11 protein-coding genes are annotated in these 12,687 nt (G+C 68.9%); 7 read left to right on the top strand and 4 right to left on the bottom strand.

Going from position 1 to position 12,687, the window contains the following annotated elements; all coding sequences use genetic code 11:
* Positions 1-128: 128 nt before the first annotated feature.
* Positions 129-1,472: a dicarboxylate/amino acid:cation symporter gene (locus ACEUEL_RS20985; RefSeq protein ID WP_405709828.1), complete on the top strand. Its 1,344-nt coding sequence runs from the start codon at positions 129-131 to the stop codon at positions 1,470-1,472.
* 27 nt (positions 1,473-1,499) lie between these two features.
* On the opposite strand, the gene ACEUEL_RS20990 is transcribed toward ACEUEL_RS20985, so the two are convergent.
* Together ACEUEL_RS20990 and ACEUEL_RS20995 are read right to left on the bottom strand one after the other, a co-directional pair.
* Entirely contained in the window at positions 1,500-2,015 is a 516-nt protein-coding gene (locus tag ACEUEL_RS20990) for a flavin reductase family protein (protein WP_405709830.1), read from the bottom strand.
* Positions 2,016-2,127: 112 nt separating this feature from the next.
* Positions 2,128-3,786 (bottom strand): Na/Pi cotransporter family protein, encoded by a 1,659-nt coding sequence (locus ACEUEL_RS20995; protein ID WP_405709833.1) that lies wholly within the window; start codon positions 3,784-3,786, stop codon positions 2,128-2,130.
* A 377-nt stretch (positions 3,787-4,163) separates the two neighbouring features.
* Between ACEUEL_RS20995 and ACEUEL_RS21000 the strand changes: the two genes are divergently transcribed.
* The 4 genes from ACEUEL_RS21000 to ACEUEL_RS21015 all read left to right on the top strand — a co-directional run bounded on the left by ACEUEL_RS21000 (position 4,164) and on the right by ACEUEL_RS21015 (position 8,344).
* Positions 4,164-5,267: an ABC transporter substrate-binding protein gene (locus ACEUEL_RS21000; protein ID WP_405709836.1), complete on the top strand. Its 1,104-nt coding sequence runs from the start codon at positions 4,164-4,166 to the stop codon at positions 5,265-5,267.
* A gap of 281 nt (positions 5,268-5,548) precedes the next feature.
* Positions 5,549-6,451, top strand: a complete 903-nt coding sequence (locus ACEUEL_RS21005) for an ABC transporter permease (protein WP_405709839.1) — start codon at positions 5,549-5,551, stop codon at positions 6,449-6,451.
* The gene (locus ACEUEL_RS21010) at positions 6,448-7,239 is read left to right on the top strand and encodes an ABC transporter permease (protein ID WP_405709842.1); all 792 of its coding nucleotides are present in this window, start codon (positions 6,448-6,450) and stop codon (positions 7,237-7,239) included. The genes ACEUEL_RS21005 and ACEUEL_RS21010 overlap by 4 nt, the downstream gene beginning before the upstream one ends.
* 34 nt (positions 7,240-7,273) lie before the next feature.
* A complete protein-coding gene (locus ACEUEL_RS21015; protein WP_405709845.1) occupies positions 7,274-8,344 on the top strand; it encodes an ABC transporter ATP-binding protein in 1,071 nt (356 codons plus the stop codon).
* A 39-nt stretch (positions 8,345-8,383) separates the two neighbouring features.
* On the opposite strand, the gene ACEUEL_RS21020 is transcribed toward ACEUEL_RS21015, so the two are convergent.
* On the bottom strand, positions 8,384-9,712 hold the full coding sequence (locus ACEUEL_RS21020; RefSeq protein WP_405709847.1) for a CAP domain-containing protein: 1,329 nt from the start codon (positions 9,710-9,712) through the stop codon (positions 8,384-8,386).
* 275 nt (positions 9,713-9,987) lie between these two features.
* On the opposite strand from ACEUEL_RS21020, the gene ACEUEL_RS21025 reads away from it, so the two are divergent.
* Both ACEUEL_RS21025 and ACEUEL_RS21030 read left to right on the top strand, forming a co-directional pair.
* On the top strand, positions 9,988-10,467 hold the full coding sequence (locus tag ACEUEL_RS21025) for a TspO/MBR family protein (RefSeq protein WP_405709850.1): 480 nt from the start codon (positions 9,988-9,990) through the stop codon (positions 10,465-10,467).
* A gap of 45 nt (positions 10,468-10,512) precedes the next feature.
* Positions 10,513-11,604 (top strand): NUDIX hydrolase, encoded by a 1,092-nt coding sequence (locus ACEUEL_RS21030; RefSeq protein WP_405709853.1) that lies wholly within the window; start codon positions 10,513-10,515, stop codon positions 11,602-11,604.
* Positions 11,605-11,664: 60 nt separating this feature from the next.
* Here the strand turns inward: ACEUEL_RS21030 and dhaK are convergent, their stop codons facing one another.
* Positions 11,665-12,654 (bottom strand): dihydroxyacetone kinase subunit DhaK, encoded by a 990-nt coding sequence (dhaK, locus tag ACEUEL_RS21035; RefSeq protein WP_405709856.1) that lies wholly within the window; start codon positions 12,652-12,654, stop codon positions 11,665-11,667.
* Between the last annotated feature and the right edge of the window lie 33 nt (positions 12,655-12,687).

Genomic DNA, 12,687 nt, shown 5'->3' on the forward strand with positions numbered 1-12,687 from the left:
ACGAGGATCACATCAATGCATTGATATGATTAGAGTTATTTCCAGGTCGGGAGGCTGGCACACGGCTTGCGAAACAGAGGCTGCAACCCTGCCAAAAACAACAAGAACGTCACCCCACGGAGGAAACCATGGCCCTTGCCCTCGATCGCGCTCCCGTCGCCGCCGCGCCGGCGCGGCCCCGCCGCTTCTACCAGCAGCTTTACGTCCAGGTGCTGATCGCCATCGCGCTCGGCATCACCATCGGCCATTTCTGGCCCGATTTCGGCGCCTCGCTGAAGCCGCTGGGCGATGCCTTCATCAAGCTGGTGAAGATGATCATCGCCCCCGTCATCTTCCTCACCGTCGCCACCGGCATCGCCGGCATGAGCGACATGCAGAAGGTCGGGCGGGTCGCCGGCAAGGCGATGCTCTATTTCCTCACCTTCTCGACGCTGGCCCTCATCGTCGGGCTGATCATCGGCAATTTGGTGCAGCCGGGCACGGGGCTCCACATCGATCCCGCTAGCCTCGACGCCAAGTCGGTCGCCAACTACGCCACCAAGGCGCACGATACGACCGTGGTCGGCTTCCTGCAGAACATCATCCCGGACACCGTGGTCGGCGCCTTCGCCTCCGGCGACATCCTGCAGGTGCTGTTCTTCTCGGTGCTGTTCGGGCTGTCGCTGTCGATGGTGGGCGAGCGCGGCAAGCCGGTGCTCGACTTCCTGCAGGCCCTGTCCAGCCCGGTGTTCAAGCTGGTCGCCGTGCTGATGAAGGCGGCCCCGATCGGCGCCTTCGGCGCGATGGCCTTCACCATCGGCAAATACGGCATCGGCTCGGTCGCCAACCTCGCCTTCCTGATCGCCACCTTCTACCTGACCGCGGGCGTGTTCATCCTGCTCGTGCTCGGCGCGGTGTGCCGCTACAACGGCTTCTCGATCCTCTCGCTGATCCGCTACATCAAGGAGGAGATCCTCCTCGTCGTCGGCACCTCCTCCTCGGAAGCGGCGCTGCCGAGCCTGATGGAGAAGCTGGAGGCCGCCGGCTGCAAGCGCTCGGTGGTCGGGCTGGTGGTGCCCACCGGCTATTCCTTCAACCTCGACGGCACCAACATCTACATGACGCTGGCCGCCCTGTTCATCGCCCAGGCGATGGACATCCAGCTGTCGCTGGCCGACCAGGTGCTGCTGCTGCTCGTTGCCATGCTGAGCTCGAAGGGCGCGGCCGGCATCACCGGCGCCGGCTTCATCACCCTGGCGGCGACGCTCTCCGTCGTGCCCGCCGTTCCCGTCGCCGGCATGGCGCTGATCCTCGGCATCGACCGCTTCATGTCGGAATGCCGGGCGGTGACCAATTTCATCGGCAATGCCGTCGCCACCATCGTCGTCGCCCGCTGGGAAGGCGAACTCGACGAGGCGCAGCTCAAGGCGGCGCTGGCCGGCCGGCTGCCGGAAGACGTCTCCGACATCGCGGCGGCCCTGCCCGCCGAGTGACGCCCACGCCGCGCGGCCGGCGTCCGCTCAGGCGGGCGCCAGCCCGGCGATCGTCCTGCCGCGGAAGAAGATCAGCGGCTCGCCCGCCCCGCTCGCCCGCGCCGCCACCACCGTGCCGATGGCGATAACCACATCGCCCCGCTCGATCACCTCGTCGAGCCGGCAGTCGAACGCGCCGAGCGCCCGGTTCAGCACCGGCGCGCCGGTCGCCAGTTCGCCCCACTCGCCCGCCGCGAAACGGGCCGCGCCCGACAGCCCGGCCTTGCCGGCGAACGCGTCGGCGACGGAAGCGGCGTCGGCGGGCAGGAAATTCACCGCGAAATGCCGCCGCGACAGCACGCCGGCCAGCGCCCCGGTGGAGCGGCCGATCGAGACCAGCAGGGTCGCGGGATCGGCGGTGACGTGGCTCGCCGACAGGCCGAGGAAGCCGACCGGCCCCTCGTCGCTCTGCGCGGTCACCACCGTCATCCCGGTGGCGCGCTCGCCGAGCGTGCGCCAGAAGGTCTTGGCGTCGAGGGCGGGCAGCGGCGGGCGCTCGGTCATGGGCGCGGTCTCCATTCGCGTGAAGGGAATCGCCCCAGCAAACCAGACCCGGCCGCTCGGCACCAGCCGCTTCGCCGGCCCGCCCTGCCGCCCGGGCGCCCGCGCCCGGGTCTCAGGCCCCGCCCGCCCGCCGGCTCGGCAGCAATTCGCCGGTCCGCTCCAGCACCGGATAGGCCGCCGCCGCGACGATGTGGCTGTTGATCAGCTTCATGTCGCGCAGGAGGTCGAGATGCAGCGCGCTGGCCTGCGCGCTGGCGAGCTGGCCGTCGCGCAGCCGGTCGAAATGGGCGGTGGTCGCCTGCGCCTCCGCGTCGCGGAACGCCACCTTCTCGTCGGCGAGCAGGCGCGCCGCGCGCGGATCCTCGGTCATGAACAGCGAGGCCGCGGTGCGCAGATTGGCGACGAGCCGGTTCATCAGGTCGCTCAGTTCCTTCCGCCCGGCCGGCGAGAAGGCGAGGCCGCGCTTCAGCCCCTTGGAGGCGTGCGGCAGCAGGTTGCGGTCGATGACGTCGCCGGCCTGCTCGAGATTCATCGCGAACAGCAGGATCTCGTTGAGCCGGCGGTGGTCCTGCGGGCCGAGCTCGTCCGGATCGATCGAGGTCAGATAGGCCTTGATCGCGGTGTTGAGGCGGTCGAGCACATCGTCGCGCCGCCGGGTCTGCGCGATCAGCCGCCGGTCGCCGCCGGCGAGCGCATCGCGGGCGTCCGCCAGCATGGATTCGAGCACGTCGGCGAGACGCAGCGTCTCCCGCGCCGCCCCGCCCAGCGCGACGATCGGCGTCTCCCGCGCCGCCGGGTCGAGATAGAGCGGGCGCGAGGGATCCGCCGGATCGACCCGCTCGGGCAGCAGCCGGCGCAGCAGGCCGGCGAACGGCGTCAGCAGCGGGAAGAACAGCAGCGCCACCGCGATGTTGAACAGCGTGTGGAAATCCGCCACGGCGCGGGCATTGTCGGGCTGCAGCGTCACCATCAGCCGGCCGATCGGCTGCAGCAGGGCGAGCGCGATGACGACGCCGACCACACGGGTGACGAGGTTGCCCACCGGCAGCCGGCGCGCAGCGGGATCATCGCCCGGCGGCCCCTCGACCAGCGGATTGATGGCGGTGCCGAGATTGGCGCCCAGCACCAGCGCGAAGGCGGCGTTGGGCGGCACCACCCCGTTCGCCGCCAGCGACATCACCAGCAGCACTACCGCGACGCTCGAATGCGCCGCCCAGGTGATCCCCGCCGCCAGCAGCACGTCGAGCACCGGCATGGTCGAGATCGCCCCGAGCAGCAGCCGCAGGCTCGGCGCGTCCTCGTAGTCCCGCAGCACCTCGAGCAGCTGGTGCAGCGCGAGCAGCATCAGGCCGAGCCCGATCAGCACGCGCCCGAGATCGTGCCCGCGCGTGGCCGACTCGCGCCGGAACAGGACGACGCCGACCAGGATCAGCGCCGGCGCCACCACCGCGACGTCGAAGGACAGCAGCTGCACGATCAGCGTCGTGCCGACATTGGCGCCCAGCATGACGGCCAGCGCCGGCACCAGGCCCACCAGCCCGCCCGCGGCGAATCCCGTCACCATCAGCCCGGTCGCCGTGCTGCTCTGCAGCAGGGCGGTGACGCCCATGCCGGCGAGGAAGGCGCGGAACCGGTTGCGCAGGGCGCTGTCCAGCGTCGCCTTCAGGCCGGAGCCGAAGGCGCGCTGCACGCCGGTCTGCACCATGTGCGTGCCCCACAGCAGCAGGGCGATGTAGCCGGCGAGATCGACCAGACTGACGGGAAAGCTCATGCGGCACCCTTTCCGCCGGGTTCCGCGCCGGAGCGGCACGGCCGGGGACGCCCGGGGACGGGCGGCGGCCGCCCGGCATCGCGGGGAACGCGGGTGACAGGGGAGGTCGCGACCGGCCGATGCGGGTCGTATCTCCGTGAGCGGCACGCTATGCGCCGATTTCCCGCCCCGGCAACCCCGCCGGCGCGACTAGCGCCTTGAAGTCGCATCGGTTCTGCCAGATTGTCGACTTCATTATGACAAGGAAAGTGACACGGAGCCGTCATGAGGGCATGCTTTCTACCACCGCACGATAAGCGGGACGGTGGACAGCGCGTGGCTCAGGCGCACGGCTCCTTCCGCCGCTAAGGCTTGGACATTCTGGAGAGGCGAGCAACATGACGAACACATTGGGACGGGCGATTTCAGTCTCCGTTCTGGCCATCTGCGCATCCACCGGCGTCGCCTTCGGCCAGTCGCTGGACAAGCTGATCGCCGATGCCAAGGCCGAGGGCCAGCTCACCACCATCGCGCTGCCGCACGACTGGTGCAACTACGGCGAGCTTCTCGAAACCTTCACCAAGAAATACGGCATCAAGATCAACGAGCTGAACCCTGATGCGGGCTCCGGCGACGAGATCGAGGCGATCAAGGCCAACAAGGGCAACAAGGGCCCGCAGGCCCCCGACGTGATCGACGTCGGCCTGTCCTTCGGACCGACCGCCAAGAATGACGGCCTGATCCAGCCCTACAAGGTCTCGACCTGGGACAGCATCCCCGACGCCGCCAAGGACAAGGACGGCTACTGGTACGGCGACTATTACGGCGTGCTCGCCTTCGAGGTGAACAAGGACCTCGTCAAGAACGCGCCGGCCGACTGGGCCGACCTGCTGAAGCCGGAATACGCCAATTCGGTCGCGCTCGCCGGCGACCCGCGCACCGCCAACCAGGCCATCCAGGGCGTCTATGCCGCCGGCCTCTCCACCGGCGCCGCGCCGGGTGAGGCCGCCGGTCTCGCCGGTCTCGACTTCTTCAAGAAGCTGAACGCCGCGGGCAACTTCGTGCCGGTCATCGGCAAGGCGGCCTCGGTGGCGCAGGGCTCGACCCCGATCGTGATCCGCTGGGACTACAACGCGCTGGCCGACCGCGACAAGCTCGCCGGCAACCCGCCGCTCGAGGTCGTGGTGCCCAAGACCGGCGTCGTCGCCGGCGTCTACGTGCAGGCGATCAGCGCCTACGCGCCCCACCCGAACGCGGCCAAGCTGTGGATGGAGCACCTCTATTCCGACGAGGGCCAGATCGCCTGGCTGAAGGGCTACTGCCACCCGATCCGCTTCAACGATCTCGCCGCCAAGGGCAAGATCCCGAAGGATCTGCTCGACAAGCTGCCGCCGGCCGAAGCCTACGCCAAGGCCGTGTTCCCGACGCTCGCCGAACAGGCTGCGGCCAAGGGTGCGATCGCCGGCCAGTGGGACAAGGTCGTCGGCACCAACGTGAAGTGAGCCGCGGCATCCGCCGCGCTCCGCCTCCCCGCCGCGACGGGGTCTGAGACCCGCGCCGCCGGCCGCCCGTGCCGGCGGCGGCCTTCGCCGACAGACGCGATGCCTGTCGTCACGACGCATATTCGGTTGATGCCGCCGGCTGCCCTCTGGACGGTGGCGTCCTTCCCAATATCCTGCCTTCTGATGCCTGAGCGTCCCGCCGGTTCTAACGGAGCGGGAGGCGCGGGCCGGTGCCGTGCATTTCTCCGCCGCGCAATCCTCCTGACGCCGATCGGGTCACGATGGTCGATATCGCCACCACCACCGCCGCCGGCGGTGCCGCTGCTCCGGCGCCGCGCAAGCGGATGTCGCTCTCATGGCTCGGCGTCACACCGTTCTTCGTCTTCGCGCTGCTGTTCCTGATCCTGCCCACCGTCGACCTGATGGTCGGCGCGTTCCAGACGCCGGACGGCTCGTTCACCTTCCAGAACATCGCCAATCTCAACCAGCCGAGCATCCTGTCGGCCTACTGGATCTCGATCCAGGTCTCGTTCGCCTCCGCCGCGCTCGGCGCGCTGTTCGGCTTCTTCCTCGCCCATGCCGCGGTGATGGGGCGCCTGCCCGACTGGTTCCGTCCCACGCTCACCACCTTCTCCGGCGTCGCCTCGAACTTCGCCGGCGTGCCGCTGGCCTTCGCCTTCATCGCCACGCTCGGGCGCGCGGGGCTGGTGACGACGCTGCTGCAGACCTATTTCGGCTTCAGCCTCTACCGCAGCGGCTTCAACCTGCTGAGCTTCTGGGGCCTCACCATCACCTATCTCTATTTCCAGATCCCGCTGATGGTGCTGATCCTGATGCCGGCGCTGGACGGGCTGAAGAAGGAATGGGGCGAGGCGGCCGCGATCCTCGGGGCGACGCGGTTCCAGTTCTGGCGGCACGTCGCCTTCCCGGTGCTGTGGCCGAGCCTGCTCGGCGCCACCATGCTGCTGTTCGCCAACGCCTTCGGCGCCATCGCCACCGCCTATGCGCTGACCGGCTCGTCGCTCAACATCGTGCCGATCCTGCTCTACGCGCAGATCCGCGGCGACGTGCTGCACGACCCGAACCTCGGCTACGCGCTGGCGCTGGGGATGATCCTCATCACCGCCGTATCCAACATCACCTATATCTGGCTGCGCGCGCGCGCCGACCGGTGGCTGCGATGAAGAGTGGACGCTTCGGCCCCTGGCTGGCGATGGTTCTCGGCACGCTCTATTTCGTCGTGCCGCTGATCGCCACCTTCGAGTTCTCGCTGCGCAAGCGCCGCGGCGAGTATTCGTTCGACGCCTATCGCGCGGTGTTCGCCGATACGCGCTTCATCGAGAGCTTCGGCTATTCGACGCTGATCGCGCTGATCACCATCGTCGTCGGCGTGATCCTGGTGGTGCCGACCGCCTATGTCATCCGCCTGCGCATGCCGCGGCTGCGGCCGATTGTCGAGTTCATCACGCTGCTGCCGCTGGTGATCCCGGCCATCGTCATCGTGTTCGGCTATCTGCGGCTGTACAATTCCTCCTCCTTCCTGCCGATGACCGCCACCACCCGCTCCACCGACCTGCTGCTGGTGTTCGCCTATGTCGTGCTGGCGATGCCCTATATGTACCGGGCGGTCGACACCGGGCTCCGGGCGATCGACGTCAACACGCTCACCGAGGCCGCCGAGAGCCTCGGCGCGAGCTGGTGGACCATCCTGATCAGCGTCATCCTGCCCAATGTGCGGGTGGCGGTGCTGTCGGGGGCGTTCCTGACCTTCGCCATCGTGATCGGCGAATTCACCATGGCGAGCCTGCTGAACCGGCCCGCCTTCGGCCCCTATCTGCAGAATGTCGGCGCCAACAGCGCCTACGAGCCCTCGGCGCTGGCGGTGATCGCCTTCGCCGTCACCTGGGCGTGCATGGGTCTCATCCAACTGTTTGGCCGCGGCGCGCGCGGCTCGAACGCCGGCAACCGATGATCGCGCGGCAGGCAACGCGCCGGAGAGGCAGGTAATGGCGTTTCTCGACATTTCAGGTGTCCGCAAGGTCTACGGGCAGAATGCCGTGGTGCGCGAGTTCAATCTCGGCATCCAGCGCGGCGAATTCGTCTCCTTCCTCGGCCCGTCCGGCTGCGGCAAGACGACGACGCTGCGCATGGTGGCGGGCTTCGAGCAGCCGACGGTGGGCACCATCCGGATCGACGGCCGCGACGTCACCCACCTGCCGCCCAACAAGCGCAGCATCGGCATGGTGTTCCAGGCCTATGCGCTGTTCCCGAACATGACCGTGGCCGAGAATATCGGCTTCGGCCTCAAGGTGGCGAAGAAGCCCGCCCATGAGATCGGCCCGCGGGTGAAGGAGATGCTGGAGCTGATCAAGCTGCCCCATCTCGCCGAGCGCTACCCCTACCAGCTCTCGGGCGGCCAGCAGCAGCGCGTCGCGCTCGCCCGCGCCATCGCCAACAAGCCGCAGGTGCTGCTGCTCGACGAGCCGCTCTCCGCCCTCGACGCCAAGATCCGCGTCTCGCTGCGCGAGGAGATCCGCGCGCTGCAGAAGGCGCTCGGCATCACCACCATCTTCGTGACGCACGACCAGGAGGAAGCTCTCTCCATGTCCGACCGCATCGTCGTGATGAGCGAGGGGCGGATGGAGCAGGTCGGCAACCCCTACGAGATCTACAACTACCCCTCGACGCGCTTCGTGGCGGGCTTCGTCGGCACGCTGAACATCCTGAAGGCGCAGGTGCTCGATGCCGCCACCGGACGGCTCGCGATCGACGGCCAGGAAGTGATCACCACCCGCGCGCTCGAGGGCAGCGCGGCGGGCAGCCACCGCTCGGTGGCGCTGCGCCCGGAAGCGGTGGCGCTCGGCGAGCCGGACGGGGTGAAGAACGCGCTGAAGGGCACCATCGAGGAGGTCGGCTTCCTCGGCTCGGTGGTGCGCATCAAGGTGCGGCTCGGCGAGAACGCCATCTCGCTCGACACCTTCAACTCGTCGAGCGTCAGCCCGCCGAAGAAGGGCGAGACCGCGACCATCCTGTTCGCCCGCGAGGATCTTCTGGTGCTGGAGGGCGAGGCGCCCTGACCGTCCCGCACGGCGCCGGCCGGTCCCGGTCGGACCGCCTCAGAGCAGGAAGTCGGCCTTGCTCATCTCGCTGGTCTTGGTGCCCTTGAGCAGGATTTCCATCTCGATGGCGGCATCCGCATCGAGGTTGACCATCACGATCACGTCCGTTCCCGACGCCTTGACGCCGACCGAATAGGCGCCGGGCGTCGCGGTGCCGCTGTAGCCGAGCGTGCCGCTGTAGAGGCTGGTGAGATCGATGAGGTCGGCGCCGCTGTCCTGGAAGTCGACGATGACGTCGCGGTTGGTGCCCACCGCCGAATCGCTCATCAGGTTGAAGACGAAGCGGTCGTCACCCGCGCCGCCGGTCATGGTGTCCTTGCCGGCGCCGCCGATCAGCGTGTCATTACCGCCATTGCCGATCAGCGTGTCGTTGCCGCCCATGCCGTTCAGCACGTTGCCGGCCTTGTTGCCATAGAGCGATTCGGCGGCGCTGCTCCCGGTCAGGGAAATCGCCTCGATGCCGAGGGCGTGCAGTTCCTTGATGTTGGTGGTCACCGCGGTGACCGAGGCATTGGCCCAGATCTCGTTGCCGTTGACGAGGTCGATCTTGATGTTGCTGCTGCCGAGCGTCGTCTGCACGCTCACCGTGCCGGTCGACAGCGCGAAGCTGACGGTCTTGGCGCCGGTGCCGCTGAACATCAGCTCATAGCCGCCGCCGGCGCCGGTCGGATCGGTGGTCGCCCCGGTCGAGGAGACCGCGACATTGGTCACCTGCTCGCCAACGCTGAAGAAATCGTCATTCACCTTGGTGTCGTTGTAGACCACGCCGGTGATGAACACCCCGGTGCCGGACTTGGCGAAGTTCTGGGTGATCATCGAGGTGTTGTAGTTGACGCCGGACGTCGTATAGACGCCGCTGATCTGGCCGATGCCGACCTCGCGGAAGTCGCCGTTGAGCATGTTCTGCCGGTGGCCGGGGCTGCGGAACAGGCTCTCATACTGGGCGGCGACGGCCTTGGTGAGATCGACCGTACCGGTCGAGGACAGCATCGAGATGTTCTCGCCGGCGGCATAGCTGCCCGAGAACGCGTAACCCGCCGCGCGCATGCGGTCGATCGGGTTGACGCCGTAATAGCTGTTCGGCTGGCGCGACGCTTCCTGGTGCGAGAACACGTCGTAGTTCAGCATCCACGTGCTGTGGCGGTCGGCGGCAAGGTTCAGCAGGTCGCTGCCGGCCAGCACCTGCTTGGGCGTGCTGGTGATCTGCGTGCCGGTGATGCCCTGGTTGAGCGCGATCCCGAAGCGGGCGGCCTCACCGGCCGGGTCCATGCGGCCCCGGTTGATGAGCTCCAGCATCAGCTGTTCCTGCGGCGTAGTATTGGACACGGGCAGCCTTCGCGTTGGTGGAACCGGGGTGGCGACAGCGTGCCGCGCCAGGGGCGGCAGGGTCCGCTTGTCGCCGCAAGGGTAGGTGCGGGACCCCGGCGCGTCGAGAAAACCCCCGCCCGGTGGTTAAGCAGGCGTTAACGCCGCCGCCGGCCACCGCCCGGCCCCGGTGCCCTGAACTGGCGCGCCGGCCCGTCCGTATTCTATGAAGAAGGGTCCGCAGGTCTCGCCTGCCCCGGCAGGCCGTACCGGCCGGCGCCCCGGAAGGAGGTTCGATGAAGACCCTGTCGCTGTTCCGCCTCGTCCTCGCCCTCGGCCTCTGCCTGGCCGTCGGGGCGATCGGCTCGCTCGCCACCGCGCCGCAGATCCCGACCTGGTATGCCGGCCTCGCCAAGCCGGGCTGGACGCCGCCGGATTTCGTCTTTCCCGTCGTCTGGACGCTGCTCTACGTCATGATGGCGGTGGCGCTCTGGCGGCTGTGGGACCGCCATCCGCCGGGCCCGGCGCGCGCCACCGCCATCCGCCTCTTCGCCCTGCAGCTCGCGCTGAACTTCATCTGGACGCCGGTGTTCTTCGGGCTCGAGGCGATCGGCTGGGGCGTGGCGATCATCCTGGCGCTCTGGCTCGCCATCGCCGCCGCCATCTGGGCCGCCGCCCGGGTCGACCGGCCGGCGGCGTGGCTGCTCGTGCCCTATCTCGGCTGGGTCAGCTATGCCTCGGCGCTCAATATTGCGATTTTCATGATGAATTCCTGACATCCGGCCGGCGGCTGGCAATTGCACCGCGCCGGTGCCGCTGTATTGTACCGACAGACCCCGCGCAGACGGTGGCAGCACCAGTGGGAGCGCGACGCCATCGTTTCAAGGGCGAAGAAGACGGGCACCGCCAAGGGCCGCAAACGGCTGAAGACCGCCTCGAACGGCCGTGCGCTTCGGCAGATCGCCGCGCTCGCCTATCGGATCGCGGCCGATGGCGGCATCGAATTCCTGATGATGAGTTCGCGCGAGACGCGGCGCTTCGTCATTCCCAAGGGCTGGCCCATGAAGGGGCGCAAGGCCTGGAAGAGCGCGCAGATCGAGGCGCGGCAGGAGGCCGGCGTCCTCGGCGAGATCGCCCGCCGGCGCATCGGCCAGTATCGCTATTGGAAGCGCATGGACGGATTCTTCGCCCTCGTCGAGGTGGCGGTCTATCCGATGCGGGTCAAGCGCCAGCTCGCCGAATGGCCGGAGCGGCACGAGCGCGCCCAGCGCTGGCTGCCGCCGGCCGACGCCGCGCTGCTGGTGGACGAACCGGATCTCGGCGAGCTCATCCGCCTCTTCGCCGCCGGCTTCCCCGATCCGGAGCGCCCGCCGCCCGACATGGCCCCGGACGCCGACGAGGCCGTGCCCGGCAGCGTGCCGCCCGGCGACGCCGACGTGCCGGAAGCGGTTCGTCCGAAAACGCCGAAGGGAAAAGCGGCGAAGAAGACGGCAACGCCGGCCGCCGCTTCCACATCCGCGGCGGCGAAGCCCAAGATAGCCAAGACCAAAACAACCAAGACCAAGACAACCAAGGCGAAAGCCGCCAAGGCCAAGACTGCCCGGCGGGATGCGGCCGAGGCCGAGACCGCCCCTGGCGGCACGGCGGGGCCGACGGACGAGCCCGTCTCCATCACCGCGGCCGTGCCGGGCGCTCCCGAGGCACCCGGCGAGACGAAACGACGAACCCGCAAGTCCCGGGCGAAGAAGCGACCCGCCAAGAGCGAGGCGCTCGAGGCAGAGCACGACGCCGGGCCGCCCACCCTCGCTCCCGCCAAGAAGAAGGGCAAGGCGAAGTCCGCCGCGCGCAAGCCCCGCAAGGGTGCCGGCCGGAAGCCGCCGGCCGAGGTGCCGCCCGAGGCGGAGGACAGCTGACGCCGGCGCGCGCGCCGGCCGGCCGCCACCGCCGGCCCCGCCTCACATTCCCCCGCGCCCTCACATGCCCCAGCGCAGCGCCGGCGTGTGCACCGACGCGTCCCACAGGCCCGCCAGTTGGTCGTCGAGATGGGTGAGCGTGAGCGAGCAGCCGGCCATGTCGAGCGAGGTGACGTAGGAGCCGGTGAGATGGCGCACGACCTTGATGCCGCGCCCGTCCAGCACCTTATGCGCGGCCTCGACCATCAAATAGAGCTCCATCAGCGGCGTCGCGCCGAAGCCGTTGACCAGCAGCAGGCATTCCGCCCCCGCCGGCGGGGCGAGGTCGTCGACGATGGCGGCGAGCATCTCCTCGGCGATTTCATCGGCGCGCGCCAGCCTCACCCGCCGCCGGCCCGGCTCGCCATGGATGCCGACGCCCATTTCCATCTCGTCGTCCGTGAGGGTGAAGGTGGGCTTGCCGGCCGCCGGCACGGTGCAGGGCGAGAGCGCGACGCCCATCGAGCGGGTGCGCGCATTGACCCGCTTGCCGAGCATTTCGAGGTCCATCAGCGTGGCACCCCGCTCGGCGGCGGCGCCGACGATCTTCTCCACTACCATCGTGCCGGCGACGCCGCGCCGCCCGGTCGACCAGGTCGAGCGCTCGACCGCGACATCGTCGTCGGTGACGACGGTGAGGATGGTCCGCTCGGCGATCTCCGCGGCCATCTCGAAGTTCATCACGTCGCCTTCGTAGTTCTTGACGATGAACAGCACGCCGGCGCCGGTGTCGACCGCCTCGGCCGCCGCCACGATCTGGTCCGGCGTCGGCGAGGTGAACACCTGCCCCGGGCAAGCGGCATCGAGCATGCCGTGGCCGACGAAGCCGGCATGCAGCGGCTCGTGCCCCGAGCCGCCGCCCGACACCAGCGCCACCTTGCCCGGCACCGGCGCGCGCCGCGCGACGAAGCGCAGATCGGGGTCGAGGGTGACGAGGTCGGCATGGGCGCGCGCGAAGCCGCGGAGGCTTTCGGCGAGCACGGTGTCGGGCGAATTGATCAGCTTCTTCATGGCGTTCTCCCCTGCGCCGGCCGTGCTTCCCGG

The sequence above is a fragment of the Ancylobacter terrae genome (assembly GCF_045108345.1).
Lineage (GTDB): Bacteria > Pseudomonadota > Alphaproteobacteria > Rhizobiales > Xanthobacteraceae > Ancylobacter.

What these genes read in the sequence shown, in the direction of transcription:
- dhaK (WP_405709856.1), bottom strand. Translation starts at nt 12,654, where the DNA reads ATGAAGAAGCTGATCAATTCGCCCGACACCGTGCTCGCCGAAAGCCTC.
- ACEUEL_RS21005 (WP_405709839.1), top strand. Translation starts at nt 5,549, where the DNA reads ATGGTCGATATCGCCACCACCACCGCCGCCGGCGGTGCCGCTGCTCCG.
- ACEUEL_RS20995 (WP_405709833.1), bottom strand. Translation starts at nt 3,786, where the DNA reads ATGAGCTTTCCCGTCAGTCTGGTCGATCTCGCCGGCTACATCGCCCTG.
- ACEUEL_RS21010 (WP_405709842.1), top strand. Translation starts at nt 6,448, where the DNA reads ATGAAGAGTGGACGCTTCGGCCCCTGGCTGGCGATGGTTCTCGGCACG.
- ACEUEL_RS20990 (WP_405709830.1), bottom strand. Translation starts at nt 2,015, where the DNA reads ATGACCGAGCGCCCGCCGCTGCCCGCCCTCGACGCCAAGACCTTCTGG.
- ACEUEL_RS20985 (WP_405709828.1), top strand. Translation starts at nt 129, where the DNA reads ATGGCCCTTGCCCTCGATCGCGCTCCCGTCGCCGCCGCGCCGGCGCGG.
- ACEUEL_RS21015 (WP_405709845.1), top strand. Translation starts at nt 7,274, where the DNA reads ATGGCGTTTCTCGACATTTCAGGTGTCCGCAAGGTCTACGGGCAGAAT.
- ACEUEL_RS21000 (WP_405709836.1), top strand. Translation starts at nt 4,164, where the DNA reads ATGACGAACACATTGGGACGGGCGATTTCAGTCTCCGTTCTGGCCATC.
- ACEUEL_RS21025 (WP_405709850.1), top strand. Translation starts at nt 9,988, where the DNA reads ATGAAGACCCTGTCGCTGTTCCGCCTCGTCCTCGCCCTCGGCCTCTGC.